The sequence below is a fragment of the Cytobacillus sp. GQ23 genome (assembly GCF_059758675.1).
Genome location: NZ_JCAXER010000017.1, coordinates 1 through 26,982 on the forward strand (window position 1 = coordinate 1; position 26,982 = coordinate 26,982).

23 protein-coding genes and 2 pseudogenes are annotated in these 26,982 nt (G+C 42.7%); 3 read left to right on the plus strand and 22 right to left on the minus strand.

From position 1 onward, the window contains the following. The 10 genes and pseudogenes from AC6CHU_RS15050 to AC6CHU_RS15095 all read right to left on the minus strand — a co-directional run. A pseudogene (locus AC6CHU_RS15050) lies at nt 1-155 on the minus strand (antibiotic biosynthesis monooxygenase); the annotation flags it as partial. 171 nt (nt 156-326) lie between these two features. Next, nucleotides 327-1,610 carry a histidine--tRNA ligase gene (locus AC6CHU_RS15055; RefSeq protein ID WP_498122180.1) on the minus strand — a complete coding sequence of 428 codons (1,284 nt, stop codon included), beginning with the start codon at nt 1,608-1,610 and terminating at the stop codon, nt 327-329. 291 nt (nt 1,611-1,901) lie between these two features. Next, nucleotides 1,902-2,297, minus strand: a complete 396-nt coding sequence (locus AC6CHU_RS15060; RefSeq protein WP_498122182.1) for a VOC family protein — start codon at nt 2,295-2,297, stop codon at nt 1,902-1,904. Nucleotides 2,298-2,469: 172 nt separating this feature from the next. Beyond that, a complete protein-coding gene (locus AC6CHU_RS15065) occupies nt 2,470-3,309 on the minus strand; it encodes a tyrosine-type recombinase/integrase (protein WP_498122184.1) in 840 nt (279 codons plus the stop codon). 165 nt (nt 3,310-3,474) lie between these two features. Next, complete coding sequence (locus AC6CHU_RS15070) at nt 3,475-4,356, minus strand: GNAT family N-acetyltransferase (RefSeq protein ID WP_498122186.1); 882 nt, start codon at nt 4,354-4,356, stop codon at nt 3,475-3,477. A gap of 279 nt (nt 4,357-4,635) precedes the next feature. Beyond that, nucleotides 4,636-5,859, minus strand: coding sequence for an MFS transporter (locus AC6CHU_RS15075; RefSeq protein ID WP_498122188.1), 1,224 nt, complete (start codon nt 5,857-5,859; stop codon nt 4,636-4,638). 84 nt (nt 5,860-5,943) lie between these two features. After that, on the minus strand, nt 5,944-7,410 hold the full coding sequence (locus AC6CHU_RS15080; protein WP_498122190.1) for a cbb3-type cytochrome c oxidase subunit I: 1,467 nt from the start codon (nt 7,408-7,410) through the stop codon (nt 5,944-5,946). Next, nucleotides 7,403-7,954 (minus strand): cytochrome c oxidase subunit II, encoded by a 552-nt coding sequence (locus tag AC6CHU_RS15085; protein ID WP_498122192.1) that lies wholly within the window; start codon nt 7,952-7,954, stop codon nt 7,403-7,405. Before AC6CHU_RS15085 ends, AC6CHU_RS15080 begins: the two co-directional genes overlap by 8 nt. Before the next feature lie 53 nt (nt 7,955-8,007). After that, nucleotides 8,008-8,795: pseudogene (locus AC6CHU_RS15090) on the minus strand (GNAT family N-acetyltransferase). Further along, a complete protein-coding gene (locus AC6CHU_RS15095) occupies nt 8,776-9,258 on the minus strand; it encodes a DinB family protein (protein ID WP_498122194.1) in 483 nt (160 codons plus the stop codon). Before AC6CHU_RS15095 ends, AC6CHU_RS15090 begins: the two are co-directional and overlap by 20 nt. Nucleotides 9,259-9,393: 135 nt before the next feature. On the opposite strand from AC6CHU_RS15095, the gene AC6CHU_RS15100 reads away from it, so the two are divergent. Continuing rightward, nucleotides 9,394-10,908, plus strand: a complete 1,515-nt coding sequence (locus tag AC6CHU_RS15100; RefSeq protein WP_498122196.1) for a glycine betaine uptake BCCT transporter — start codon at nt 9,394-9,396, stop codon at nt 10,906-10,908. A 43-nt stretch (nt 10,909-10,951) separates the two neighbouring features. Here AC6CHU_RS15100 and AC6CHU_RS15105 read toward each other — a convergent pair whose 3' ends face one another. Then, entirely contained in the window at nt 10,952-11,815 is an 864-nt protein-coding gene (locus tag AC6CHU_RS15105) for an AraC family transcriptional regulator (RefSeq protein WP_498122198.1), read from the minus strand. 285 nt (nt 11,816-12,100) lie between these two features. Then, nucleotides 12,101-14,185, minus strand: coding sequence for a catalase (locus AC6CHU_RS15110; RefSeq protein ID WP_159862119.1), 2,085 nt, complete (start codon nt 14,183-14,185; stop codon nt 12,101-12,103). 313 nt (nt 14,186-14,498) lie between these two features. On the opposite strand from AC6CHU_RS15110, the gene AC6CHU_RS15115 reads away from it, so the two are divergent. Next, entirely contained in the window at nt 14,499-15,758 is a 1,260-nt protein-coding gene (locus AC6CHU_RS15115) for an ATP-binding protein (protein WP_159862120.1), read from the plus strand. A 36-nt stretch (nt 15,759-15,794) separates the two neighbouring features. On the opposite strand, the gene AC6CHU_RS15120 is transcribed toward AC6CHU_RS15115, so the two are convergent. From AC6CHU_RS15120 to AC6CHU_RS15140, 5 genes are all read right to left on the minus strand, one after another. Further along, a complete protein-coding gene (locus AC6CHU_RS15120) occupies nt 15,795-16,391 on the minus strand; it encodes a histidine phosphatase family protein (RefSeq protein ID WP_498122200.1) in 597 nt (198 codons plus the stop codon). Between the two features lie 35 nt (nt 16,392-16,426). Beyond that, nucleotides 16,427-16,948 (minus strand): signal peptidase I, encoded by a 522-nt coding sequence (gene lepB, locus AC6CHU_RS15125; RefSeq protein WP_498122202.1) that lies wholly within the window; start codon nt 16,946-16,948, stop codon nt 16,427-16,429. Continuing rightward, a complete protein-coding gene (locus AC6CHU_RS15130; protein ID WP_251283292.1) occupies nt 16,941-17,483 on the minus strand; it encodes a DinB family protein in 543 nt (180 codons plus the stop codon). The genes lepB and AC6CHU_RS15130 overlap by 8 nt, the downstream gene beginning before the upstream one ends. 58 nt (nt 17,484-17,541) lie before the next feature. Then, nucleotides 17,542-18,366 (minus strand): MBL fold metallo-hydrolase, encoded by an 825-nt coding sequence (locus AC6CHU_RS15135; RefSeq protein ID WP_498122204.1) that lies wholly within the window; start codon nt 18,364-18,366, stop codon nt 17,542-17,544. Between the two features lie 94 nt (nt 18,367-18,460). Continuing rightward, complete coding sequence (locus tag AC6CHU_RS15140) at nt 18,461-18,859, minus strand: GNAT family N-acetyltransferase (RefSeq protein ID WP_159862124.1); 399 nt, start codon at nt 18,857-18,859, stop codon at nt 18,461-18,463. A 177-nt stretch (nt 18,860-19,036) separates the two neighbouring features. Here AC6CHU_RS15140 and AC6CHU_RS15145 point away from each other — a divergent pair, with 177 nt between their 5' ends. After that, nucleotides 19,037-20,713 (plus strand): hypothetical protein, encoded by a 1,677-nt coding sequence (locus AC6CHU_RS15145; RefSeq protein WP_159862125.1) that lies wholly within the window; start codon nt 19,037-19,039, stop codon nt 20,711-20,713. A gap of 42 nt (nt 20,714-20,755) precedes the next feature. Here AC6CHU_RS15145 and AC6CHU_RS15150 read toward each other — a convergent pair whose 3' ends face one another. The 5 genes from AC6CHU_RS15150 to AC6CHU_RS15170 form a co-directional block, all read right to left on the minus strand. Then, on the minus strand, nt 20,756-21,601 hold the full coding sequence (locus AC6CHU_RS15150; protein ID WP_251283295.1) for an STAS domain-containing protein: 846 nt from the start codon (nt 21,599-21,601) through the stop codon (nt 20,756-20,758). Nucleotides 21,602-21,679: 78 nt separating this feature from the next. Next, complete coding sequence (locus AC6CHU_RS15155) at nt 21,680-22,993, minus strand: MFS transporter (protein ID WP_251283296.1); 1,314 nt, start codon at nt 22,991-22,993, stop codon at nt 21,680-21,682. Nucleotides 22,994-23,295: 302 nt separating this feature from the next. Next, a complete protein-coding gene (dctP, locus tag AC6CHU_RS15160; RefSeq protein WP_311315891.1) occupies nt 23,296-24,585 on the minus strand; it encodes a C4-dicarboxylate transporter DctP in 1,290 nt (429 codons plus the stop codon). Between the two features lie 121 nt (nt 24,586-24,706). Then, nucleotides 24,707-25,393 (minus strand): response regulator, encoded by a 687-nt coding sequence (locus AC6CHU_RS15165; RefSeq protein WP_498122206.1) that lies wholly within the window; start codon nt 25,391-25,393, stop codon nt 24,707-24,709. Next, a complete protein-coding gene (locus tag AC6CHU_RS15170) occupies nt 25,383-26,975 on the minus strand; it encodes an ATP-binding protein (RefSeq protein WP_498122256.1) in 1,593 nt (530 codons plus the stop codon). The genes AC6CHU_RS15165 and AC6CHU_RS15170 overlap by 11 nt, the downstream gene beginning before the upstream one ends. Between the last annotated feature and the right edge of the window lie 7 nt (nt 26,976-26,982).

Sequence of the window (26,982 nt, forward strand, 5' to 3'; positions counted from 1 at the left end):
CTTGCACTTTCTACACCTAAGAATCCCATCTGTTGAGAAGCTAACTCTACCATTTTTTCCGCCATTTTTCCGTAACCTCTGTCACCTTCAGTTCGCTGTGAAGAAAATATAACCGCATAGTAAGGTGGTTGAAAAGTTTTAGCAATTCTACTCAATTTTAGTTCCCCCAATATGTTTAATTTTACAGTATTCCTAATGTATGAAATTTTAACATAATTTCAAGTTTCCTTAACTAACCTGCCCCGATTGTTAAATAAGAAAAAGCCACCTGGGTTTGGCAGCTGATTCTGAAAATAAGTACAGGCTACTTGAATGAGATTTTTAAATCATTTAAACAGATACGATTCAACCCTTTCGACACCTGATAACATATCTTTTATTTTGAATTGATTATTTTTTACCTCATTCTCTCCAATAATTATCACGTAAGGGACCTTCTCTTTGTTTGCTTTATCAAGAGCCTTGCCTAACTTTTTATTGCTCATTTCATATTCGACTTTATAGCCTTTATCTCTTAAATAATTTGCTACCAACAAGGATTCTTTTTGAGTGCCTAGTGGAACTATATAATAATCTATATGCGGATTCTCTCTTAATTCCTTCTCGGATGTACTCATAGCCGTATAAATTACATCTAAGCCGAATGATATTCCTACTGTTGAGAAGTTTTCATTTGAACCTATTAACCCACCTATTGCATTATCGTATCTTCCGCCACTTCCAATACTTGATTTTATAGATTGGTCAGATAAGAATATCTCATAAATAGTTCCAGTGTAGATCTCTAAACCTCTTGCTAAGAATGGATTAAAAATGCACTGTTCATTAATACATAGAAATTCTAGATAGGATGTCAGCTCTTTTAATTCATTTAAACCTTGCCTTACCTCTTCATTTTGTTTGGAAAATAATTCAAAATAGCTGAGAGTTGAATTCCTTTCATCAGTTAAAAACTGTTTAATTAAGGTTATGGTTGAATTTGATAATCCTAGATCATTAAGTTCGGATGTTACTGCTCCAAATCCAACTTTTTCAAGCTTATCTAGAATTAAAACTACTTTATTAATTTTTTGAGATTCTGTACCAAATACATCAAGCATTCCAGTGAGTAATTTTCGATTGTTGTATTGGATAGTTACCTTTAAATTAAGCTTTCTAAATGCGTCCAATGCCATTACCATTAATTCAGCTTCGGCTATTTGTGAATCTACACCTACAATATCAACATCACATTGTGTAAATTCTCGGAACCTTCCTGTTTTTATTGGTCCATCTCTAAATACTTTACCAATTTCATATCGCTTAAAAGGCATCTTAAGCGTCGGGTTCATCGCAAAAACTTTTGCAAACGGTATAGTGAGATCATATCGTAAAGCTAAGTCTCTTTCACCTCTATCAGTTAATGTATACATTTCTTCTAAAATTTCAGCACCACCACCGTATTTAGAAGCAAGTAGTTCCGCGTAGTTTAAAATAGGGGTTTCCAAGGGCTTACATCCATATTGGATGAATACGTCTTCTAATGTCCTTCTAATGTCTCTTCTAATAACTTCAGCATTCGGTAAGTAATCTTGTGTACCCTTTACATTTTGATAATCCATTTTCTTCATTTTTATTACCTCCAAAGTTTTTATAAAAATAAAAACCGCACTTGATTTAAGTGTTTAACTTAATCAAATACGGTTTAATGATAAATAGCCTTCCTATTTACGATTTTTATAAATCGAATAGCAAGGCTACAAGATATGATGATGTAGTTGTGAGAACGAGAAATTTATCTTGAATGAAAGCATATATACTCACCTCTAATTTCCATTAAATGTATCATAATGAAATTTAGTTTTCAATAACTTTCTTAAACTAACCTGCCCAGTTTGTTAAAAATAAGGCACCCTATTGCATTAAGGAGCTACCAATTCAACTTTAATCCTGTCAGGGTCTTCAAAATATACTGCGTAATGACTATTTCCTCCAGCAAATGGATGTTTGTTTTTATAAAGGATATTAATCTCTTTTGATTCCAGGATTTTCGTTATTTCATCAACGTGACCGCGTGATTCAGCAAAAAATGCTAGATGATTCAGGCCTACTCGGCATCTATGATATTGAATATCAAGGAAACGTTCCTCTGCCTGCACAAACACAATATAGGTTTCACCTAGTCTCCAGCTTTGCCCTCCATCCCATTTTTGAAAAGAACTATACCCTAATTCCTGAAGAAACCATCCCCAAAATTCCACCGATTTACCCAAATTTGATACGTACAACTCGATATGGTGAAGCAATCCTTTTGGCAAATTAATCCCCCCATTTTATATCAATCAAAAAAACCTCAGAAAAATAAGCTACCCTTAATAACAGCAGTTAAAAAAATTAGATTCTTAACTTAATATTTCAACGTCTTTTTCATATTTCCTTGTTCAACAAACCTGCCTATCGCACAATAAAAAATGCTGCATCAAGCAGCACCTAAAAGAATTTCTTATATAGCTCACGTCTCAAATGTCCACTTAGATAAGCGTATACTCTGGTGGTTTCGCTCTTTTCGTGTCCCATCAAATTCTGTATGACCTCTAACGGTGCTCCATTATTAATGAGTGTTGTTGCATAACTATGCCGAAGTTGATGTGGATGAATGCATTTATTTATTCCCGCTCTTTTAGAAATTTGTTTTATTACATATCTCATCTGTGCAATACTCATTCGGTGTGGTGCTCGAATCGTTACGAACAAAGCTTGTTGATCATCAGCTCTTTCTTCTAGATATCTTTTTAACCAAATACTACATCGAGTATTAAAATACACTTCTCTTTCTTTTTTTCCTTTTCCAAAAACGATAACGGATTGTTCTGCCATATTTATTGAGTGCTTATCTAAGTTGACAACTTCTCCTATCCTACAGCCTGTTGAATACATAAATTCAAATAAAGCTTTCTCAAAAGTTGTTTTACATGCTTCACGAAGTAACTCAATTTCCTCTTCCGTAAGAAACTTAGGAATTCTACTTTCTGGCTTAGGTTCTTTAATAGTAGATACCGGGTTAATCGAAACGTATTTCTCTTCTTGAGCCCATTTAAACAATGATTTTATAAAACGTATCCGATGACAGAGACTAGAAGCTTTTAACTCTGCAGCAACTTCTCCAAGATAAAATTTAATGGATTCTGTTGTAATATCAGTGATTTTAATATCTCCAAAGTACTTGATTAATAAAGACATTTGCACTTTATATACCTTTAAGGTTTGAGAGGAATATCCCTGAATTTGTTTATCTGCTTTATAAAGATTCCAGGCTTCAGATACAAGCATAATGAACAACTCCCTGACCGTTCTATTATTAACATTATCCGCCTGAAAACTAAAAAATATACTAGTTTTATAGAATTTTATTAAGTAATTGCCCCCGTTAGTTGTAGAAGAAAAGCGAAGTTTATTAAACTTAAAGGGGAGTTTCCTCCAATTTTTAATTAGAGATTAATTATTATTTGTATTTCTAAGACGATGAAATGATTTTGTTTGGGCAAATTGTTCAAACCCAATAGACTTGTAAAATTCATAGGTATCCGGGGAAGTACAAACAACAATTGCAGTTTTTGCTCCTTTTTCACTCAACGCATTGAGAGCAAGCTTACAAACCGAGCTAGCTAACCCCATTCTCCAAAATCTCGGATCCGCTCCCACAGGTTCCAGTAATCCAACCTTGTTAATTTCATCAAACCAAATTAAACAAAATGCTACTAACTCGCCATTTGGGGATTCTATTACCCAGTCAAGAGATGAATCGTAAGGATAGGCATTCATAACATTCAAGTAACTTTCTTCTGTGACTCTTAATGATTGAAATGCAGCCCTATGTACTGCCACTCGTTTCTTTAAATCTTCAGAGCCCTTGATATGTCGAGCTTTAAACTTATCAGGCAATTTAACAGGGAAAGGACAGCTATCCAATGAAATTTTTGTTAATACTTCAGGAGTTTCTTCTACTGGGTTGAATAAAGAATCTTCTAAGGCTGAAATAAGATGAGACTCAGTTTCTAGGACGGTAACCCTTTGTTCATTGGTTTCAGTTATTTTATCAAACCAATCAATGACATCCTTAGATAATTCAGTAAAATTAGGATCAACTTGAAACATTAAACTGCCAGGTAGTTTTACCCAACCCCAAGCCACTGGCTTATCATCCATTTCCCAAATTGCAGTAATCCATTCATCCTCACGCCCAGCGTGTCGATGGCGTTGCCAAGCTAAATCGCCAATATGGTAATTAGATTCCAGTGACCATATAGCTTGTGTAAGTTTCTGCATTCGTTTTAAATCACTTGAATCTATATTAGTTCGAATGACCGGTTTTTTCATTTATTTTATCTCCTCGATTCTTCTTGGTATTTGTAACTATCTTTTGATATTCTTCCTATGGCCTCCATTTTAAAAAGATTGTATTTAATCATCTTAAACAAACTGCAATGACTGTCCCTAAAATTGAACTCTCTTTTTTTCTATCTAACATTCACCTATTGATATTCAATAAAGATTTAATTATTCTTTCTTCAACTAACCTGCCCCTTTTGTTCAATAAAAAATGCTGCATCAGCAGCACCTAAATAAATTTCAGATAATTTGGATCTATGTTTGTTTTTAAGTGGACGTTGTTTCTGAAAAATACTGCTGCTTCCCCGGCTTTAAAAGCTGCCAGCAGACATAAAAAGAAAGAAGTAAATTGAGGACTGCTGAAATGACAATTGTATAGCGGAGCGGAAACAGATCTCCGAGAACACCGATTCCCAATAGCAGTATAATTTGAGCCAAACTTTGTATGACACCTAACACACTGGTCATTCTGCCCATGATTTCCACAGGTACATTATTCTGATAAAAGGTTTGATATCCCGCACTTGAGAAAGCATTAAAAATGCCAAGTATTATAAATCCAGCTGCAACCGTCATGAAGGAGTCTGCCAATGCATAAATCAGATAACCTGCTGCTGTCAATAGCATGCCATAGCCCATGAGCTGCTTGAGGCTAAGCATTTTTGAAATGATGGTGATAAAGAGGGCGCCCAGTGCAAAGCCAATTCCGCTGATGCTGACAAGAAAACTATAATCCGTTTCTGTCAAACCTACAACATCCTGGATAAAAACAACCTCCTGTGAATCCATTGCAAGAGAGAACAAACCAAATGCCAGAAAGCATCCGTAGACAGATAGAATAAAAATCTCGCTCCTGCCAAATGAGATGACCTGCTTCCAATCATCACGGAGAGTTTCATAGGCAGACCCTTGTATTGAAGACGGTGGCAAATCTTTATCCATATCCGGCAGAATCCATATGATAACAGCTGAAAAGACAAAGGAGGCAGCGTTTATAAAGACAGCTGTTTCAATGGTTTCAATCAAAAATAAGGCTCCTGCAATCGCAGGTCCGACAATGAAAGCACCTGAGGCAACAAGACTGTTGATGGAGTTGAACCTTTTTCTGCGTTCAATCGGAACAAGCTTGGTTATATACACAGCGGACGCCGGCATAAATAGAGCCTTTGCCACGCTAATTAAAAGGAGGACTGCATAGATAAACCCGATGTTACTGAGAAACGGAATCAGCGCTACCCCCAGGGCCCTGGCTATGTCGGTCCAAATCAAAGTCCTCTTTTTGTTTTTCCGGTCGATCATGCCTCCGCTCCATGAATTGGTTATTACGGAAGTGATAGGACCTATAATCCATAATCCTGCTACAGCAGCTGCTGATCCGGTTAAGTCATAGACAATCAAATTAATAGCAATCAGGTATATGAAATCTCCTAATCTGGATATCCCAATCCCCGTGAGCAGCAATGACGCTAATTTCCAGTTAAATTGCTTCATAGATCACCTGCATAATTTAAGAATTTTCTTAATTATCAGTGTACCACAAAATGAACCTGGAGATTTTCTCAAGAGCCTGGATGTTCAGCCAGCAGCAGATTTTTTATGATAAGGAACGTTTGTGCCGACACTTCTTAAGCCGGAAAAAAATCTGGCGGTAAAGATGATCGCAGCCAGGACGATAAACATTCCGCTGACGGCGCCAACCTGATCGGACAGCACCCATTGAGGCAGGTGCTCTGCCCATCTTCTAGGTGCACTGATCCCGCCTGCATAAAGAAATGAGCCTGCGAGCCCGGTAAAAAAGACAAAATAGAGAGATATGGTGAATGTATCCATTCTCCTGTGCTGCTGTTTGCCTTCGGTCTTATTAAAATAATACATAAACCCGATAATCATGGCGACTACACCCATTCCCATATACATATGGAAATGGCCTGGAACCCATTTCGTGTTATGCATTACATGGTTGACAACAATAGTGGCATCAATGATGGCGGGAACTGCTCCTGCAACCCAGCCAAACATGGAAAGGAAAAACAGGCTTGAGGCAAAGTCCCATTTCATCCGAGAGCGGTATACTATCATCAGAGCACCATAGGCTGTAACGACCATAACAGGCAAGCCATTTGCATAGGAAAACACCTGTCCGATGATGAGCATCCATTTAGGGACCGCAAAGTCCATCAGTAAATGGTGAGTATAAATCATTAAGGTAAAAAGGGTGGAGCAGTTCCAAGCAATTAAAAAGACTTTGTTAGCTTTCCACGGCCGTTTTGTATATTCTGACAGAACCTCATAGACAGCTATAACAGCCATGTAGATGGTGCAGTTGGCAAAGATATGGCCGAACGCATAGGTAAGGTGTTTGGCAAGCAGCGGGTCTATCGTAATCGCTGGATTGATAATATTCACCAGGGATGCCACCATTACAGTCGCGCCTGCCATCAGTGCAGTCGAATTGGTGATGATGACCATGACTGTCGCCACGACAGCAGCAGGCGGCCCGTATCCCTTCTTCCCCCTGAAAATAATATCCCATCCGAGCGCCATTCCAAGGCCTCCATAAACTGCTGTCAGCCTTGCAGCGAGATACATGTACAGCAGCAAAAAGCCAATGCCGAGAATCAGCATGCCTGATAAGAAGAGTACTGCCCCTGCTGCCCCATACATTTTAGCGGACTTGGCAGGAAGCGGATATAAGAATGTCCATCCATCGGAAAAGTCAAAGACAAAAATAGAGATGAGGACCATCGTGACTCCGGTTAGAAATAGGACAAAGTTTACAATGAGAATGGCTGGATTCAGCTTTACGTATTTAGAAAGGAAATACCAAAGAATGGCTGTCCCGCCCAATGCCGCGATGCCAACCATACCTGTTCCGTGTGCAGTCATGATTTTATAAAACCACTGAGGTGTGATACTGATCATTTCCCCCTGATTCATCAGCATAATAACCCCAAATATCATCATCAGAATTAAAACAAGTGCAGTCACTGCCAGGTGCCATATCACTGCTTTCCTGGCTAAAGGGTGAACAGCATCATTCATCAGAGGCTCCCCCTTCCGGTTCAACCACAAATTCTTTTACCATCACATGATGTCCGGTTGAACAGTATTCAAGACATAATATTTGATACGTTCCAGGTTCTTCAAAAGTATAATAAACTGTATTTGTATATTCAGGCATCGCCTGTGTCTGGGCGACAAGCTCCATTTTTTCATTGTATAAGCCGAAACCGTGGGTAACATCTGAGGCTGTCACATCAAAACGAACTTTATCCCCAACTTCGAACCTTTCCTCACTTATTTCCCACGCATATTGGATTCCAGTTACCTTTACTGCCTTTGTTTCATTTAAGCCTTCCGCTTCGGCCAGATTGCGGTCATATGGCAGCCTGCCAAGCGTCATGACAGTGACAAAAGCCATAATTGCAACAAGACCCAGAAAATAGAACTTCCTGATTTTATATCCTTTTTGCTGGATGGCGCGATATTCACCGCTTCGCCTGGATTCTCCGTAAACAAACGCAAAAGCCAGCGCCAGCAGAAAGACAAAGAAAACCGTAGCATACATGGCAATAAGCTGATACATTCCTACCCCTCCCATAAAATATTCAAAATCCCCCAAACACTATTTTATGGAAGTTAAAAAATTAATTCGGTGATATATGTCCTATTTGCTGAGTTTTTTTTAAATTTGCCCACAACAAAATGCCCTGGATTATCATAAAACAGGCAAAGCTCTTTATTTTCCGAAAGAAGCTGGCGGCAGAGCTTGACCATACACTGAGTGGCATAGCCCTTCTTCTTGAATTCACTGTCTGTTGCTACACCAACAACCATTGCTGAGAGGGAATTTTCAGCGGTTGTTGAAGCAGTGCTGACCATCTTCCCGCCCTCTTTGATAAAGAAGGATCGGGATGACCCATCACTTAGCCCCCTCCGCTTCGTTCAACAGTAATAGCAGAATCGCTGAATTCAGGTATACTGTTCAAAAGCTCCACCAGCTGTTCTGCATCTTCAGGGCCTGCCTGGCACACAGCTGATGCTTCAATACCCTCTGCCATTAACTTTATGCATTTTGCATAATATGTTTCCCTTTTTCTTTTTATGCGATGTGAAACATAAGGTTCAATTTTCGCCGTTACAGCTATTAGGCCGGACATCATTCCAAGGTTCGGGTCACCAAGCATTATCTCCGCAAATCCCTTGGCATTAAAGTCTCCTGCTGCATAAGGAATGAAATTTTCTTCATATTTTAATAAAACGGCCTTTAATCTGCCGTCTTCTCCAAATTCCCCCCACACCTTTTGAAAGTCATGCTCATAGCCGTATGCTTCAATATCTCCAATAATGAACAGATTCTCAGCAGGCTGCTGCTTTAAAAGACTGAGGCATTTTTCATGATCCTGTTCAGTAAGTTGTCTGATCATATTCAATTAATCTCCTTCCGATCAAATTGGCTGATACAGGCTGAAGATTCAGGTCCCTTGCCCAGACTGACAGCTGTCCAATATGATGGATTTCATGGGCGATTACATGGTTCAAGATATCTCCCTTTTTATATTGCCTCTCCGTCCATGGCGGTGTAACAAACTCATTGTACGGCACTGGCCATTCCTCTTGAAAAAAGGTTTCTACCTCCCTGCGGTATTCTCCGGAAAGCGCCATTACTTTATCCAATCGAGCAAAGTCGGAAAAGAGGGGATCTTTCACTTCCTTGCCCTGTATCACACAAATCCAGCTGTATTCTACGTCTGCGATATGAAAGAGGGTTTCAAGAATTCCTCCAACTCCTCCAGTCCGGTTGGCATTCAGCTCTTCGGCAGTGAGTTGAGAGCACCAGTCAAACCACTCATCGCGCACTTGCCAATTATAGCGAAACAACGTCAGCATACATTTACCTCCTTGTCCATATACATGTAGCTTTCTTCAGCAGATGGTATTTTCCTTTAAATATTCTTTTCCTCCGCATAATTAATTGCCATCTATTTAATCCTAAAGGAAGCAGCATGAGAAAGGGGATTGCATGTGAAAAAGAATTTAATGGTTTTTTATATATCGGCCGGAATCTTATTATTGCTTGTTTTATTTGGTGTGTTTGCACCGGATTCTCTGGAGGGTGTGACAGCCAATATACAGGCCTTTATCACTGATAAATTCGGCTGGTATTATTTAATTCTAGTTTCTTTTATTGTCATTGTTTGTTTATATTTTTTAATCAGCCCTTTAGGAAGAATCAAGCTTGGGAAGCCGGATGATAAGCCGGAGTTCTCACGTCCAACGTGGTTTGCCATGCTGTTCAGCGCCGGAATGGGAATCGGGCTGGTTTTCTGGGGTGCAGCTGAACCGATTTATCACTATGCAGTCGGTTCACCAACCGGCGGCGAAGTGGGGACGGACGAAGCCATTAGAAATGCCATGAGATATACCTATTTTCACTGGGGTATCCATGCTTGGGCCATTTATGGCATAGTGGCGCTTGTGCTGGCTTACTTTAACTTCCGCCATGGGGAACCTGGATTAATCAGTGCCACTTTGAAACCAATTTTAGGCGATCATACTCAGAGAACTGCAGGGAAGATTATTGATATTCTTTCAGTCGTTGCAACAGTAATTGGTGTAGCTACGACACTGGGATTTGGAGCTGTTCAGATTAACGGAGGCCTCTCTTATCTTTTTGGCATACCTGTCAGCATTATGGTCCAGTTCATTATTGTCGTCATTGTTACGGTTCTTTTCATGATATCCGCCTGGTCCGGACTAGGAAAAGGCATTAAAATTCTTAGCAATGCCAATATGATTTTAGCAGCTATTCTTTTCGTTCTCACTTTTTTTCTGGGACCATCCTTATTCATTTTAAACCTATTCACCAATACACTTGGGTCTTATCTGCAGAACCTTCCTGGCATGAGCCTGCGAATTGCGCCATTAAATACGGAGGTTAGGGAATGGATTAATAGCTGGACGATCTTTTACTGGGCCTGGTGGATTGCCTGGGCACCATTTGTAGGGATTTTTATCGCCCGTGTTTCAAAAGGAAGAACAATCCGGGAATTCGTTTTTGGTGTCCTCCTTGTGCCGTCACTGATAGGCTTCATATGGTTTGCAACTTTTGGCGGAACTGCGATTATGCAGGAACATAACGGTGTTGCCAAAATTTCAGAAATGGCTACTGAGGAAGCATTGTTTGGTGTGTTTTCAAATTTCCCATTGGGAACAGTCCTTTCAATCATTGCCATCTTACTCGTGTGTACGTTTTTTATTACCTCTGCCGACTCCGGCACATATGTTTTGGGTATGATGACTACCAATGGCTCTCACCATCCAGGCAATAAGATTAAAATGATTTGGGGAATCCTGCTTGCTGCCATTTCATTAGCACTGCTTTATTCCGGCGGACTTCAAGCATTGCAGAATACAATGATTGCAGCCGCTCTTCCATTTTCCGTTATCATGGCTTTAATGACCTTCAGTCTGATCAAGGCTCTGCAGAAAGAAGCGAAGGAGCTAGGGATTGGGAAGATTCCGAAGAAGAAGGTGTAGATGAAGAAACCTGCAGATTTGAACTCTGCAGGTTTCTTGCTGGTTATTTTACCGGAATCCAGATCTCTGAATAATAATCCGGACTGGATGCATCACCGGCAGTATACACTTCCATTTCAGGTGCAGCGGCATGTTCATAGCCGCTGGATGGGAACCATTCCGAGAAGATTTTTTTCCAGGCGTTCTGTATGGCATGAGGCATGGCACCATGGACTTCAAATACAGCCCATTTGGATGCCGGGACTTCCAGGATTTCGAAACTGTCCGGCTTTGCGCCTTTAAAGCTTGCGGCAATCCAGTAATCCATGCTGTCTGGTTTTGAACTGCGCTTATCCACACACACGCCAAGAATCCCTTTAATTTCGCCATTATTCAGCTTGAACAGCTTATCGGAGGTGCCGTTTCTGTTCACTTCATCCCACATTTTCGGGATGCCGGCCAGATTTTCTTCATGGACCACAGAGAACTCCTTTTTGATTCCTGCTACTTGAAAAGCTTCTTTTTCAACAATTGCATATTGCATCGGTTCTGCCCCTTTCAGACTCACCTGGATTACCAGGCGGTTATAGGATTTCAGCTTTCCGGAATATTTCCTTGCTTCCGTGGGGGTCATGCCATGCTGCCTGCGGAAAGCCTTTGTAAAAGCTTCCGGAGTGTCATAGCCATATTTATAGGAAAGATCAATCACTTTAAGGTCTGTGCAGACCAGGTCCTGTGCTGCGAGAGTTAACTTTCTTCCCCGGATATATTCGCCAGCCGGCATATCTGTCAGAATAGCAAACGTCCGCTGAAAATGGAATACCGAGGCGTTTGCTGCCTCTGCAGCCTTCTGGATTGAAAAATCTTCATCCAGCAAATGCTCTTCTATATAATCAATGGCCTTCTGCAGTGATTCGATCCATGACATTACTGAACACTCCCTTATAATTATCCTATCTTTATCTCTTTTTGGCTGCCTGTCATTTTTTGCTTTCTTTTGGCAGGTGATTAGTAAAGATTCTTATTTTAAGCAAAGAATACCTGCTTAATGAGGAATTTTTATGCTGTTAGCTGCTGGAACGGGGAAAGAACAGGAAATTCACCTGCCTATTATGCTATTTTACCGGCCAAATGGGATAGAGAGCCTCCTATCATTCATAAGAGCATAAAAAAGCCAGCCGCCCGTGAACAGGCAGCTGGCTTCCATTAAAGTTTATATAGCACGTCCCCAATGGCGATGCATGGCAATGGTGTTGATTAAATTCTCACTGGAGGCTGAATCGCCGCTTTTGATTTCAACGATTCCCATTTCAGATAGCGTATGTGATTGCCCCAGCATGTTTAAGGCTTCTGCGGGCAGCAATTCTGCTCCCTCGCCGCCAAACGCAATCGTCTTAAAATGCACATAGGCTTCTCTGACGAATTCCTTGGCCTGCGGCACCTTTTTCAGTGATTCTGCGCTTTCCTTCCCTCCTGCTGCGTAGATAGCATCGTACATAACCGAATGAGAGGTCAGAAAGGTTTTCATAACTTCCAGCTCCCCGCCGTCCCCTTTAATAATTCCCAGGTTTTTGCTGACAATTTCCGGCATGACCCCAGCCGCTTTCAAAGCTTCCATTACGCTGCTGACTTCCTGATAGTTGAAGCCATTATCAGCAAGAATGGCAACTTTTCGGGTCTTAGCTGATCTGGCTGTATTCATTTGGCTTAACGCAGGAGAAGATAGCGTAACTTTGGATTCAGCCGCACCATCCGGCACCTTTGCGCCCACGCCAAGGGCAATTTGTTCAGCCAGATAAAGATCTACATTGCTGAACATATCGACTGCCTGCTGCTTCACATCCTTATTCTGGACCTTTCCAATTTCAAAACGGAAGGCTTCGATAATATGCTCCTTTTCGACTTGGGACATGCTGTTCCAGAACATTTTTGCCTGGCTGTAATGGTCACTGAAGCTTTCGCTGCGCTGGCGCACCTTGCGGCCTTCGATCTTTTCCTGATAATGAACATAGCCGCCCTCCTGTGCTGTGGCAGGACTTGGATCATTATTCTGCATCGAGTTTTTATGATAGGCAACCGGCCCTTTGTTGATCGTCATGCGATGATAGCCATCATACTGGTTATTATGAAATGGACAAACCGGCCGATTAATCGGGATCTCATGGAAGTTTGGTCCTCCAAGGCGTATCAGCTGGGTGTCTGTATAGGAGAATAACCGCCCCTGCAGCAATGGGTCATTTGAAAAATCAATGCCCGGTACGACATGGCCAGGATGGAATGCAGCCTGTTCCGTTTCAGCAAACACATTATCCTGATTCCGGTTCAGGGTCATTTTTCCAATGATTTTAACCGGAACCATTTCCTCCGGCCACAGCTTTGTTGCATCCAGAATATCAAAGTCAAAGGAGAATTCATCTTCTTCATCAATCATCTGAACACCGAGCTCAAATTCAGGGTAATCACCCATTTCAATGGCTTCCCAAAGATCGCGCCGGTGGAAATCCGGATCCTTTCCGGCAAGCTTTTGGGCTTCATCAAAAACAAGTGAATGCGTGCCCAGAACCGGCTTCCAGTGGAATTTCACAAAGCGCGCCTTTCCCTGTTCGTTCACAAACCGGAATGTATGAACACCGAAGCCTTCCATCATGCGGTAGCTGCGCGGAATGGCACGGTCTGACATTGTCCACATGATCATATGGGCGGTTTCAGTATTGTTGGCAGCAAAATCCCAGAACGTATCATGGGCTGTTGAAGCCTGCGGCATTTCATTATGCGGCTCCGGCTTGAATGAATGAACGAGATCCGGGAACTTAATGGCATCCTGTATGAAAAACACAGGAATATTGTTGCCAACTAAATCATAATTGCCTTCTTCTGTGTAAAACTTAGTAGCAAAGCCGCGGGCATCACGTACAGAGTCTGCGGAGCCGCGGGAGCCCGCAACTGTGGAGAACCGGACAAAGACCGGGGTTTTAACAGATGGATCCTGCAGAAACTTGGCCCGGGTGTATTCCGCCATGGATTCATACACCTGGAAATATCCATGTGCGCCAAAACCTCGGGCATGAACAACCCGCTCCGGGATGCGCTCATGATCAAAGTGCGTCATTTTTTCCCGAAAGTGAAAGTCCTCCATCAGCGTTGGACCGCGGGAACCGGCTTTTAACGAATGCTCATCCTCTGAAACCTTAACACCCTGATTCGTTGTTAGCTTCCTGCCTGTATTATCCATGCGAAACTCCTCAAGCTGCCTGTCCTTACTGTGCTCATTTACTCCTTTGTTTTGCTCTTGTTTCAATTGCTCATTCCTCCTTATATTGAAGAAGCAAATGCTTCCGGATTACGCTGTATGTATCTATAAATTGAAGTACCCTACATTGAAGGAGGTAAACTGCAAAATAAAAGAAAGCAGGAATTGATCTGAGTCTCTCAACAGGAATCCAGACAGGTACCTTTTCACAGATTATATATTTTTTAATAAACTGGTTCCGCCAGCCTCCAAATTTTTGTTTTTTCTGACAATAATATATAAAAAAAGCAAATGAGTATTGTCAATAATAGTAAAACAATATAGAATTTTCTTATAACCTCATAAAGAGGGGGGTGAAACGGTGGAAATCACAAAGCATTTTTTCTTCAATCTATCGCTCTTGATGGTTATCTTGTTTATTGTGCTTGTATGGGCGGAAAAAAGCTCTAAATTCCGGTTTTCCAAAGTCTGTTCCTTTGCATGGCTTTTGTTTATGATCTGGATATGCTTTCAGTTTTCCTTTCAGCCAAGCCCCCATTACTTTTTTGATTTGCGATTGATACCTGTCATCATCGGCGGATTATATGCCGGATTAGGCCTCGTACTGGGCGGGTCTGTTATATTGATGAGAAGTTTTTATGGAATAGAGCCTGGATTTTATTCTAATATTTTTTTATATTTACCCTTAGGGATTATTCTTTGGAAGCTCTATCCCTGGTTTTGGAAGCAGGCGCCACGGAAAAGGATCCGCTTTTCGGTCATCATTACCATGTTTTTAAGTGTAGCAACGGTCTTGGTAATGGAATTTAGCGTGCCCCCTCAAAACCGGTTCGACGCCTGGTTTGCTTATTTAATAATTCCTTCATTGGGTGTCTTTATGATTACATATGTATTTGAGTTCGCTAAAAAAAACCTGGATATGCGCGAGAATCTCGTCCGGGCTGAAAAGCTTGAAGCTGTCGAGCAAATGGGTGCCGCCATCTCCCATGAAATCCGCAACCCCCTGACAGCTGCTATCGGATTTGTGCAGCTTTTGCAGGAACAGCGGCTGCCACCGCGGAAAAGGGGGGAGTATTTGAGCATTGTGAAGGCTGAGCTGGAATCAGCTGAACAGGTCATCCAGAACTATTTAACTTTTTCCAAGCCATCTTTAGATAAGATCGAAGAAATTAATGTAAAAAAAGAACTTATGCAGGTAATGAATATATTAAAACCGACAGCCAACCAGAATTCCGTCGAGATCAATGCCCACTTTGCCCTCCTGGGATCGATTAAGGGAGACCGGCAAAAATTCCACCAATGCTTCTTGAATGTCATTAAAAATTCAATTGAGGCTATGCCTCGCGGCGGGCAATTATACATAGAGACCCACTATAGCAGCAGCCAGATCACCATCGAAATAAAAGACACCGGCGTGGGCATGACTCCCGAACAGCTTCAGCGCCTGGGAGAACCCTATTATTCCACTAAAGGCTCCAAAGGGACCGGCCTTGGAATGATGGTTGTATTCAGTATTGTAAGGGCCATGAGTGGCACTGTCCGGGTCAAAAGCGAAGTTGATAAAGGAACTGTTTTCACTTTTACCTTTCCGAATTATAAGTCGGAAATACATAAGGATTAAAAAAAACAGCAGGAAATTCTGCTGTTTTTTTGATGTTTATTTTGATTCAATCTGCTCCGCTTCCAGATGCTTCGTGCAATTATACAACTCGCAGTTCCATTTGCTTTCCTTTAATAACAGTTCCGTAATAGAGGTGTTTTTCGGCGGAGTGGATAGATCTGTCTGCGGAACCACTTCTCTTAGGAGATGGCGAATGAAGGAGCCGTGGCTTACGATCAAAACGTTCTCGTCCGGATGCCTTTCTGCAATCTCCTGCAGGAAGCCAAGACCTCTTTTCAAAACACTTTCTTTCGCCTCGAAACCAAGGTCCATTTCTCGCCAATTCTTGCCCCATTTCTCAAGACGCTCTGCTTCGGTTGTTCCTTCAATCATTCCTCCACTGACTTCCCTTATTCGGGAATCAAGGTGCAGTGGAATCGAACCGATTTTCTCCTGAATGACTTCTGCCGTCTGCTTTGCCCTCAGGAGATTACTGGAGTAAATCACATCCCAGTTTTCGCCGCTAACCCGTTCGGCCAGACGTTCGGCCTCAGCCAGCCCCTCTTCATGAAGGGGAATATCAGAGCTTCCCTGTGCCCGTCCTTCCTTATTCCAGGGGGTGATTCCATGACGGATTAATCCGATTTTGGTCATTTGGACAACGTCCTTTCTCTTTCAATAATTAGGTTCTATTCTACTTTCCTCATACTTGTAAAAGGATACCAGACAAATTTACTGACGCCAATAATCCGCTCTTTCTCTATAAACCCGAGTCCATTTCGGCTGTCCCTGCTGACCAGGCGGTTGTCACCCATGACGTAATAATGATCACTCGGTACCGTCAGAGGGCCGAAGTCACCGGTCAGTTTGCTGACAATCCCATCGGCTGCTTTGCGATTTTCAGCAAGGTAGTCTTCATCCCATTGCTGGCCGTTAATATACAGCTGGTCATCCTTCATTTCCAGTTCATCGCCAGGGAAACCTATTAATCTTTTTACATAGTTTTTTTCATCGCCCCTGATGATGACAACATCGCCTCTGTTCAATTCTTCAAATTTATTAACAAAGATTTTTTCCTCATCATGAAGGGTCGGATCCATGGATGCTCCTTCCACATAGTACGGCGAAAAGAGAAAAACCTTTATGACCAATGTAATTCCAAAGGCAATTAGAAGGGATTTCAGCCAGCTCGCCAGTTCATGCTTATCCATTCACTCTGCCGTAGCTTTCTGCACCCATATACCGTTCTTTGATTAAGGTACGGTGGTGATGTTCATGGCCGGCAATGATATACGCAATGGCCCTGGCGGTTACCTCGGTGCCGTTCGCATTCCCTCGCCTTAGCAGCGCCTCATCATCCAGGCTTTTCAGTAAAGCAATCGTATTTTGACGAACCTGGGACATTTGTGCTGAAAGTTCCCTAATGCTGAAGCGGTTAAATTTCCCATTCTTTACATACTGGTTATCATCATAACCCGGCAGCTCAGCCTTCTCACCTCTGCCAATGCAAAGCATTCGATAGCTCATGATGCGTTCAGTATCTGTAATATGGCCGATCACTTCTTTAATTGTCCATTTTTCCGGAGCATACCTGAACTGGGCCTGGTCTTCCTTCAGATCTTTAACCAGATTCATTGTTTCCCTCATTTGTTCATCGAGGATCTGCAGAAGGTCCCCTTCCGGTATAGAGCTGACATATTTCTCGTAATACGGTGCATACTCATTTGATTCAGGTTTCTTTAACATCTCGTCCCCTCCTATTCTATTACCTTATTTTACTAAATTTTTATATTAACAGCCAGCATCAGGTCTGAAAAAGCTCGCCCCTGACAGCTTTGACATATCGCTCAGCTGACCGTTGAACAGCAAGGTCTGCCTCTTTTTCTACCACTCTGTGAAACGCATTGTAAATCCGGTCAAATGACAGCGGTTTGATTTTGCCGGCTATCCGTTCAACGGTTTCGGCGGGAAGCGGAATGAGGTTCGGGTAGCTGTACATGAAGCTGACCCAAGCCCTGTCCGCAACGACCTGAATTATGTCGCCAGTCAGCATGATGCCTTTCCCCTCATTCCCCTTTTCCCAATGAAGGACAGCACCGCCTTTAAAATGGCCGCCCATGCGATAGATGACCAGGCCATCATGAAGCTTCAGACTTTCACCGCTCCAGAAAATGATGTGCTCACTATTCCTCATTACCCACTCCCTATCATCCTCATGGATATAAATCGGCACATTGAATGCTTCCGCCCATTCAACCTGGGCTGAGTAATAATGAGGATGGGACAGTGCAATTGCGTTAATTCCGCCTAATTCTTTTATGGTTTCAATCGTGTGCTCATCAAGATAGGTAATGCAATCCCACAACAGATTAAAGCCATTTTGCTGAACAAGGTAGGCTGTCTGGCCGATGGCAAACTCCGGGGCTGTTTTCAAGCTGTAAAGGTGTGGTTCCTCCTGCTTTATTTCATTCGTATAATCTTGGCTTACAATCATTGCATGCAATGTTGTCCATTCCTGGCCGCGGGGTCCAACGTACTGGCGCTCTTCCAGGCAAATGGGACAGCTTTCAGGCTGATGTGCAGCTGGCGGAAATTGTGTTCCACATGTTTTGCATATATATTTTTCCATGAAATTGCCTCCGTTCTCATACTGGTTACATTAACCATTTTAAGACCTGACACAATAAGCTGAATCACCGTTCCGGCTGAAAGCATCTACTGCTTTAGCCTGAAGTCTTATACTTTAAGCCTAATGTAAAAATTTCAAATCCCAGCTTTTCATAATAGCCTGCTTTGTCTTCCTCGGCGAGCAATTGTAAATGGAGACTGGCCTTAGCGCACTCTTCTGCAAGCCTTCGCACCATTTCCTTGCCAATGCCCTGGCTGCGGAAATCAGGATCGACGATTAATCCGCAAAGATATGCATTGATCACTCCATCTGAAATAATTCGTCCTGTCCCGACCAGGCTCTCTCCATCATAGGCACTGATTACAAGCAAGCTCCCCTCCATCGCCTTATACAATTTTTCTTTTGGCATCTTCAAAAAATCATTCCAGCCGTCAAGTTCATATAACTGAAATAACTGATCCTGGTCCGGTATAGCCCATTCATATGTAATCATGAAAAATCTCCTTCATATGGGAATGCTAATCCTATTCTGGTTCGAGCCGGAAGAATCCTTCTTTTAAGAATTATGCTGGGATGCTGCTCAAGAACACTTAAAGATCAGCTTTATGAAACTTTTTTGTTTTTCATCCGTAACAGATAGTAACGAACTTTTTATTAGGGGAGATTCATAATGGGAAATATATTTATTTTTTCACTCATAGCCGGACTGGCGATTTCTATCCTGCTGATACCGTTCAGCTATAAATCCAAGGAAAAGGAAGGCAGGAAACGGGGAACCGGAATTATGGCCGCCACAGCCGCAGTATCTGTGCTGCTTGTTTTTGCTGTGTATTATTTCTCCAATCTGGACCGAAACCTGACCAGTTTATGGCTGTTAGCGGTTATCGCTTCATTAATTGGAGCCGTTCTTGCGACAGGCAGGGAACGAATGATCAAAACCGGTGTGTTTGCCGTCAGCCTGATAGCAGGAATTTTCTTTCTGACCGCTTTCCTCTTCAATGCAGATGAAAAATATGAGAGTGCCAAAATGAAGGAAAAAACGGAGATTGAGACATTTGATGAAAAAGAAACACCTGCAAGCGTGCCGCCGAAGTTTGCCCGCAATAAAATGAAGAAGGCTTTCGGGCAGGTTCCCAACACGAGCTATTACGAACTCGGCAGCCTGCAGATCCAAAAAGTCAATGGAGAGTATGTGTATATAGCTCCTGTAGAGTTTTCCGGCTTTTTCAAATGGTGGAATGGAGATAAGACACCAGGCTATTTTACTATTAGCGCCACTGATTCCACAGCTAATCCAAAGTTTGTGAAAAGCGATATGGTGTATACACCATCCTCTTATTTTAATAAAAATATAGAGCGCCATATCCGGATGCAGTATCCACAGGCGATTTTTTACGGAGATGTGCAGCTGGAAGTGGATGAAGACGGAAAGCCGTTTTATATCCGTTCTTATGGAGAGTTTATTTCAGCGAGAAATGGCTTTGATGTTAAAGGCATCGTCATGGTTGACCCGCTGAACGGACAGACAAAGTCTTATAAACTTGCCGATGTGCCGGCTTTTATTGATGGAGCAGTCTCTCCTGAAACGGTCAGTCTGCAAAATAGTTATTTCGGGAATTATGTCCATGGCTTCTGGAACAGCAAATTTGGAAAATCAGATGTAAGGCTTCCATCTGATGAAGGAACGGAGGCCAATGTGAGTCCGATTTTTGATGAAAATGGTGACATGTACTACTTCACTGATTTTACAAGTCCAAAAGAAGGCGTAGATTCGATGCTTGGCTATTCTCTGACAAATTCAAGGACAGGTCAGGCCACCTTCTATACAGGCAATCTCGAGGAATCATATATGGACTCCCAGGGTGCCCTGCAGATTATCGAAAAGAAATTTATCGAGAAAAAATGGAGCGGTGAAATGCCTGTTCTGTATAACTTCTACGGTGAAGCGAGCTGGCTGACGCCTGTTCTTGATGCCAACGGATTCCTGCAGAACTACTTTATTGTATCTGCAGCCAATCCGGAAATATCGGCTTATGGTACAACGCCAAATGAAGCATTGCGTTCCTATAAAACTGCATTGCAGCGAGGCGGAGGCACTGTAGACGGAAGCTCGAAGGCAGAGGAAAAACAGGTGAACGGATCTGTACTTCGAGTGTACAAGGAGAAGTCCGGTGATTACACTGTCATATCGTTCCTTCTCGATAACCGCCAGAGCTATGTGGTTTCATCTGAAACCGTGCCGATGGCCATTTATCTGCAGGAAGGCGATCAGGTGGACGTAAATTATCTGGATACAGGTGAAGCCTTCCTGCCAGTGAAGGACATGACCATTAAAGGATTAAAATAGATAGAAAAACACGATGAAGCCAGTCTTCATCGTGTTTTTGTATTAACCTGCTATTATTTTTGCTGATTTAATGGCAGTTGATAGCGTGGATGTAATGTTAACGTGATCAAATGACAACCCGAGCTGTACGGCAGTCTGGGCAATTTCCGGCCTTAGGCCGGAGATTGTGGTCTTTACGCCGATCAGGCTTAGCGCTTCTATGAGCTGGAATAGCTGGTGGGCTACCATCGTATCGATCATGACTACACCTGAGAGATCCAAAAAGAGCTGAGTCACCCCTAATTTATTGCATTGCTGAAGTGTATTTTCAAGCATGATTTTCGCACGTGTGGTATCAATATCCCCGACAAGCGGCAGAAGCGCGATATCTTCCGTCAAAGAAATGACCGGGGAGCTGAGCTCAAGGATTAAAGCCTGCTGAGCCTGCAGCCTCTTTTGGGAATGATTATTATATTCCTCCGTGAACCAGGTAACCACTTCACCAATGGTTTTAGTAATCATCCTGCGCCATAAGGAAATTTGCTTTTCATTAAATTGGCCCTGATTGATTTCAACGAATTGCTCCAGCAGATTCAAATACTGTTCCTGGGTGTTAAAAAACTCCTGGAGGATCTTCTCCAGAGGGGTGCGGAGATGTTCATCATCCTGCGCCACTTTGACAATCCATCCTTCCAAATCATGAAAAAAAGTTTCTTCATCTTTATCAAAGACTTCGGAGAACTCTTTGTGGAACTCGTAATTTTGCTTCTTTACTCGTTCGATCACAGCGGGGTCTTCCGAGGTATATATCCCGCCGCTTTTTTCTTTGTTCACATTTTTATACCATTCTTCTGTTAAGTCCCATGTTTTTTCAAGGAAAAATTGATATAAATCATGATTACGATGCATGCCCGTCTCCCCTAACCGAACTGTTATTTCAATAATTTTATTTTAACCGAAGAGAAATAAAGTGTCGATTTTTAGCCTCTACCTATACTCGGCTAACTCTCTGCCGGCAGCATACTGATAATCTGCCCCCTGCCTTGGAAGCATTATGCTTAAGGCAGATGCGAATATCAGAAGAATAATGGAGGCAATGAAAGAACTGTCATAGCTGCCTGTCAGATCAAATAATACACCAGGGACAAAGGAACCGAGAGCTGACCCCAGCTGATGGCTCAAATAGATCCAGCCAATCACTGCTCCTGCGGACAGATGACTGAAATATTCCGCGGCCAGCTTCATAGTTGGTGCGACAGTGGCAAAATTAACAATTCCAAAGCTGATGGCAAATAGGATGAGCAGATGGGACTGGGTGATGAAAAAGCCAAATAGTGAAGCATCATTCAAGATGATCAGAAGCAGAACAATAGTCAGAGCCCTCACTCCGTAGAGAAAGGCAAGGATTTTTCTGCAATTCCACCTATCTGCCAGGAACCCGGAAACAACAGTGCCAAAAATATTAAAGCCGGCCAGCAGGCTGACAGCGGCTCCCGTAACGCCAGGCGTAAATCCGCAATATTGGGCAAATGGAATAAGGTGCGTATCCATCAGCCCAGTAGTCGTCACGCCGCACACGAAAAACGGGAGCATGAGAAACAGGAATTCTTTCCTCCTTAAAAGCTGGAATATAGATAGCGTCCCTTTTGGTGCTTCCTTTTTCTCCTGCAGGCCCTTCTCACTTTCACTCACTTTTGCTCCGTACGCATGGATATGCAGATCAGCCGGGTTCGAACGGATAAAAAGCAGAAGCAGCGGGAAAATGATTATTATCAAAAAGCAGCCGAGCACCAGGACGGTTGTCTTCCAGCCCAGCTGGTCAATTAGGAATAAGGAGAGCGGGACGAGAATAAGCTGTCCTGCGGCTGTGCCTGCAGACATCAGTCCCATCGCCATTCCTTTTTTATCTGCAAACCAGGTCGCCACTGCCATCGTTCCCGCTACATTGGATGCACCGCCAAAGCCAACTGAGGCGACTACTCCGTAGATGATCATCAGCTGAACGGGGCTGGTGGTAAAAAAGGTCAGAAGTGTTGAAAAACCAATAACCAGTATACTGAAGGATAGAATGTAACGGATGCCATACTTATCAATCAGCCGGCCGACATACGGCTGTGAAATGGCAAAAACAATATAGCTCACAAAAGCAATGAAGGAAATAACACTTCGATTTGCCGAAAACTCATGCTCCCATGGCGCCATAAACGCTCCGAACGACAATCGAACCCCCTGTGCAGCCAGCAAAGCCAAAAACGTCAGCACTAAAATTATCCACGCATAATGAACCTTTGAGCGCTTCACTACGTAAACCTTCTTTCCGGTGACAGGTACCTATACCACTTTGGCCAAGTGGTATAGGTACCTGTCACATTTTTTAAAAATAATCATACCATAAAATTTTTATAACTTTCTAAATTTTATTTGTCTTTCGTGTTTATTCAACAATTTACTTTTCAATCAAACGTTTGATTGAAAAGACATGGAAATACGTCAGTTCTGATTTTTTCCCGGGAAATTACTGCAATAATTGTCGCCTGCACAGCGGGTATTTCGACAATATAAATGGAAAGGCCATTCCCCCAAAAGGAGAATGGCCTTTCCATTTATACTGCCTGCTTTTGCTGTTCCTGCTTCATTAATTTCATATCACTGATGGCTTGTTTCGCCTTATTTTCATCAAATTCATTTTCACTCTTCGCTACAACCATCGTGGCAATTCCGTTTCCGATCAGGTTTACGATTGCTCTTCCTTCACTCATGAAACGGTCTACACCAAGAAGCAGAGCCAATCCTTCAAGAGGAATAACCTGCAGGGCGGCAAGCGTGGATGCCAATACGATAAACCCGCTGCCTGTAACACCTGCTGCTCCCTTTGAAGTAAGCATTAATACTAGCAGAATCGTAATCTGCTGGCCGATTGTCAGATCCACTCCGAATACCTGGGCAAGGAAGACAACAGCCATAGACAGGTAGATGGATGTACCATCCAGGTTAAAGGAGTAGCCTGTTGGAATGACAAGACCCACCACCGATTTGGAGCAGCCGATGCGCTCCATTTTATCCATCATTCTCGGAAGCACTGATTCTGATGAACTTGTACCTAATACGATCAAAATTTCATCTTTGATGAACTTCAGATAATTCCATAAGCTGAATCCGTACATTTTGCAGATAATGTTTAATACAACAAAGATAAATAAGAACATTGTCACGTACACGGAAATCATCAGTTTGCCCAGTGGTACAAGTGATGCAAGTCCGAAGTGTCCGATTGTATAGGCCATGGCGCCAAATGCTCCAAGCGGGGCGGCCTTCATGACATAGCCGATGATTTTAAAGAATACCAGTGATAGCTTATCCAAAAATTCAATGACGATTTTGCCCTTTTCTCCAAGAGCCGCCAAGCCGACCCCAAATAGTACAGAAAAGAATAATACCTGCAGGATATCTCCTTTGGCAAAGGCATCCACCATGTTGGAAGGAACAATATGTGTCACAAACTCAATCCAATTGATGCCCTCTCCGCCATTGGCTGTATACTGTGAAACATCTCCTTTTTCCAATTCATTAAAGTTCAGTCCTGCACCCGGTTTAATGACATTTACGACGATCAGGCCGATCATTAAAGCAAGTGTAGTAACAATCTCAAAATAAATGAATGCTTTTCCGCCTACCTTGCCGACTTTTTTCATATCGCCCATTTTTGCGATTCCAAGGACGATGGTCAGGAAGATAATCGGAGCGATGACCATTTTGACTGCGTTTATGAAGGTGTCGCCTACAGGCTTCATTTCTTTTCCGACTTCCGGCCAAATAAGCCCGACCATAACACCGATAAAAATAGCCGTTAACACCTGAAAGGTTAAATTCTTATAAATCCGCTGCTTCTTCACTCTTATCTCAGCTCCTTTTTTCTAACTATTCATTCTATTAGAAATGATAGCGTTTTCAGATAAAAGAGAGAAGTTTATGGTCATAACGGATGTTTTGTTCATTTTGGTCTTAAGAAAACAGCTAAACGATGACATACCGATTTACAGGCCTGCCCACGCCCCCATACTGCACATCCAGCAAGATCGCTCCGCTTTTTTCAAGGTAATCCAGATAGCGGCGGGCGGTAACTCTGGCAATGCCGATGCCGTTCGCGACTTCTTCGGCAGAGCGGGGTTCAGTCTGCTGTTTCATAAACGCAGTAATTTCATTTAAGGTGAATTCATTTAGCCCTTTCGGCAATACGTTTTCTTCTTTCTTCGCCTGCTTCACATAAATCAGGGCATCAAGCTGCTCCTGTGAGAGGGTGCCCGATTCCTTAAGGCTTTCTCTATAATGGCGGTACTTTTCGAGAGCCTGCTGTATCCTGTTCAGCTTAAAGGGCTTTATTATATAATCCCTGGCTCCGTTTTGAAGCATCTGCTTGATGGTTTCCTTATCCTTTGCAGCGGAAACGACGATGACATCCGAATCAAGGTGCTGTTTTCTAAATTCCTTCAAGGTTTGAATGCCATCTTTTTTTGGCATAAAAATATCCATGATCACCAGGTCAGGCTGCAGTTTTTTTGCCAGGGTAATGCCTTCCTCCCCATTCCCGGCCGCTCCGATGATCTTAAAGCCTGGCACACTTGCTATAAATTCTTTATTCACTTCCTGGACCATTGGATCATCTTCGATCAGCAGCACACTGATTTCTTCTTTAACCGCCATATGATTCTCCCTCCGCTTCCATCGGAAAAATGATTGTAAAAGAGCTTCCTTCATCCTTGCTTGTTGAAACCTCGATTGCTCCCCCGCCTTTTTCTGCAATTTGCTTGACGAGGTAAAGTCCGTAGCCTGTCCCGCCAGATTTATTGGCAGTAAATCCTTTTTCATATATCTTTGGCAAAATTGATTCCTCTATGCCGCTTCCGTTATCTTCCACCAGCAGGGCACAAATCTCGTCTGTCTGCTCAATGCTGATATCCACTTTTCGATCTTCCCGATCGCTATGCTCAAAAGCCCCGAAGGCATTCTCAATGAGATTGCCCAGCAGCAGAACAAAATCATGGTGATCCAGCCGGTCCGGAAACTTCGCCAGACTGCTGTTAGAGTCGATGACGACTGTAATGCCCAATTCCTTGCCGCGCCGCACCTTGCTTAATAGTAGACCTGCAATGGCATCGTTCCGGATATTATCACTGAGGAAATTCGAGAGGGTTTCCTGCTCTTCAGAAGCGTCGAACGTCAGCTTTAATGCTTGATCCGCTTTCCCGAGCTGAATCAGACCGGCAATGGTGTGAAGCTTGTTCATATGCTCATGATTCTGCACCCTGAGCGCCTCTACAAAGCTTTTCACTCCTGTCAGCTCTTCAGCCAGCTTCGTGACTTCTGTACGGTCCTGGAAGATGGCTACCGCTCCGATCTTTTCATTGTCTTTCCGGATCGGAATTCGGGTGCTCAGTATGACCTTGCCGCTCACTATAATTTGCTCATTATAAACGGCGCGGTTGCTCTCCACAATCTCGGGAAGCCTTGTATCTTTTAAAACAGATCTGATTTTTTTGCCTGCGACACGGCCTGCCACATTAAAAATTTTCTTGGCTTTGTCATTAAAAATCGTAATATTTTCCTGGTTGTCGATCGCAATTACGCCTTCATTGATCGAATGGAAAGTGGCTGTCCTTTCCTCCAGCATCCGTTTGATTTCATGTGGCTCAAGCTGAAACATCTGCTTTTTAATATGATTGGCGAGCATTAAAGAGCCGATCAGACCGAATATGAGCGTCAGCAGAACAATGATACTGATTTCATCTTTCAAATCTGCGATTATTTCGGTTATGGAAGGGATCTTGTTGCCGACTGCCACCACACCGATTTGGTTGAGGTTTTCATCCTTGATCGGGATAAACGCGCGGATAAAGATGCCTGCTTCTCCCTCTGCCTTGGAAAAATAAATATGTTCGGCAAATGCGGGCTTTTCATCCTCGCCTGCAGATGGCTTGCCGATCAATTCCCTGACCGGATGAGAATAGCGGATACGCTCCATATTCATGATCACTATATAATCTGTTTCATTAATAATGCGAATTTCCTCTGCAACTTTGTTGACCGTCTTCCAGCCCTGCGGCTGCAGGATCCCCTTTTTCACATCTGACAGCTCTGCCACCGTTCTGGCAGTATTCATCGAGCGAATTCTCAGTTCTTTTTCTTCCTGCTCCTGGATGTTAGCAATCACAACCATCCCGCCAATCAATAAAGAAAAAATGACGACGGCATAAGAAAGAATGGTAATCTTCCAGCGGATGGGCATCTGATTC

What these genes read in the sequence shown, in the direction of transcription:
- AC6CHU_RS15135 (WP_498122204.1), bottom strand. Translation starts at nt 18,366, where the DNA reads ATGGAAAAATATATATGCAAAACATGTGGAACACAATTTCCGCCAGCT.
- AC6CHU_RS15055 (WP_498122180.1), bottom strand. Translation starts at nt 1,610, where the DNA reads ATGAAGAAAATGGATTATCAAAATGTAAAGGGTACACAAGATTACTTA.
- AC6CHU_RS15145 (WP_159862125.1), top strand. Translation starts at nt 19,037, where the DNA reads ATGGGAAATATATTTATTTTTTCACTCATAGCCGGACTGGCGATTTCT.
- AC6CHU_RS15105 (WP_498122198.1), bottom strand. Translation starts at nt 11,815, where the DNA reads ATGTCATGGATCGAATCACTGCAGAAGGCCATTGATTATATAGAAGAG.
- AC6CHU_RS15095 (WP_498122194.1), bottom strand. Translation starts at nt 9,258, where the DNA reads ATGCTGACGTTGTTTCGCTATAATTGGCAAGTGCGCGATGAGTGGTTT.
- AC6CHU_RS15080 (WP_498122190.1), bottom strand. Translation starts at nt 7,410, where the DNA reads ATGAATGATGCTGTTCACCCTTTAGCCAGGAAAGCAGTGATATGGCAC.
- AC6CHU_RS15085 (WP_498122192.1), bottom strand. Translation starts at nt 7,954, where the DNA reads ATGTATCAGCTTATTGCCATGTATGCTACGGTTTTCTTTGTCTTTCTG.
- AC6CHU_RS15170 (WP_498122256.1), bottom strand. Translation starts at nt 26,975, where the DNA reads ATGCCCATCCGCTGGAAGATTACCATTCTTTCTTATGCCGTCGTCATT.
- AC6CHU_RS15150 (WP_251283295.1), bottom strand. Translation starts at nt 21,601, where the DNA reads ATGCATCGTAATCATGATTTATATCAATTTTTCCTTGAAAAAACATGG.
- AC6CHU_RS15140 (WP_159862124.1), bottom strand. Translation starts at nt 18,859, where the DNA reads ATGATTACATATGAATGGGCTATACCGGACCAGGATCAGTTATTTCAG.
- AC6CHU_RS15165 (WP_498122206.1), bottom strand. Translation starts at nt 25,393, where the DNA reads ATGGCGGTTAAAGAAGAAATCAGTGTGCTGCTGATCGAAGATGATCCA.
- AC6CHU_RS15065 (WP_498122184.1), bottom strand. Translation starts at nt 3,309, where the DNA reads ATGCTTGTATCTGAAGCCTGGAATCTTTATAAAGCAGATAAACAAATT.
- lepB (WP_498122202.1), bottom strand. Translation starts at nt 16,948, where the DNA reads ATGGATAAGCATGAACTGGCGAGCTGGCTGAAATCCCTTCTAATTGCC.
- AC6CHU_RS15130 (WP_251283292.1), bottom strand. Translation starts at nt 17,483, where the DNA reads ATGTTAAAGAAACCTGAATCAAATGAGTATGCACCGTATTACGAGAAA.
- AC6CHU_RS15070 (WP_498122186.1), bottom strand. Translation starts at nt 4,356, where the DNA reads ATGAAAAAACCGGTCATTCGAACTAATATAGATTCAAGTGATTTAAAA.
- AC6CHU_RS15120 (WP_498122200.1), bottom strand. Translation starts at nt 16,391, where the DNA reads ATGACCAAAATCGGATTAATCCGTCATGGAATCACCCCCTGGAATAAG.
- AC6CHU_RS15075 (WP_498122188.1), bottom strand. Translation starts at nt 5,859, where the DNA reads ATGAAGCAATTTAACTGGAAATTAGCGTCATTGCTGCTCACGGGGATT.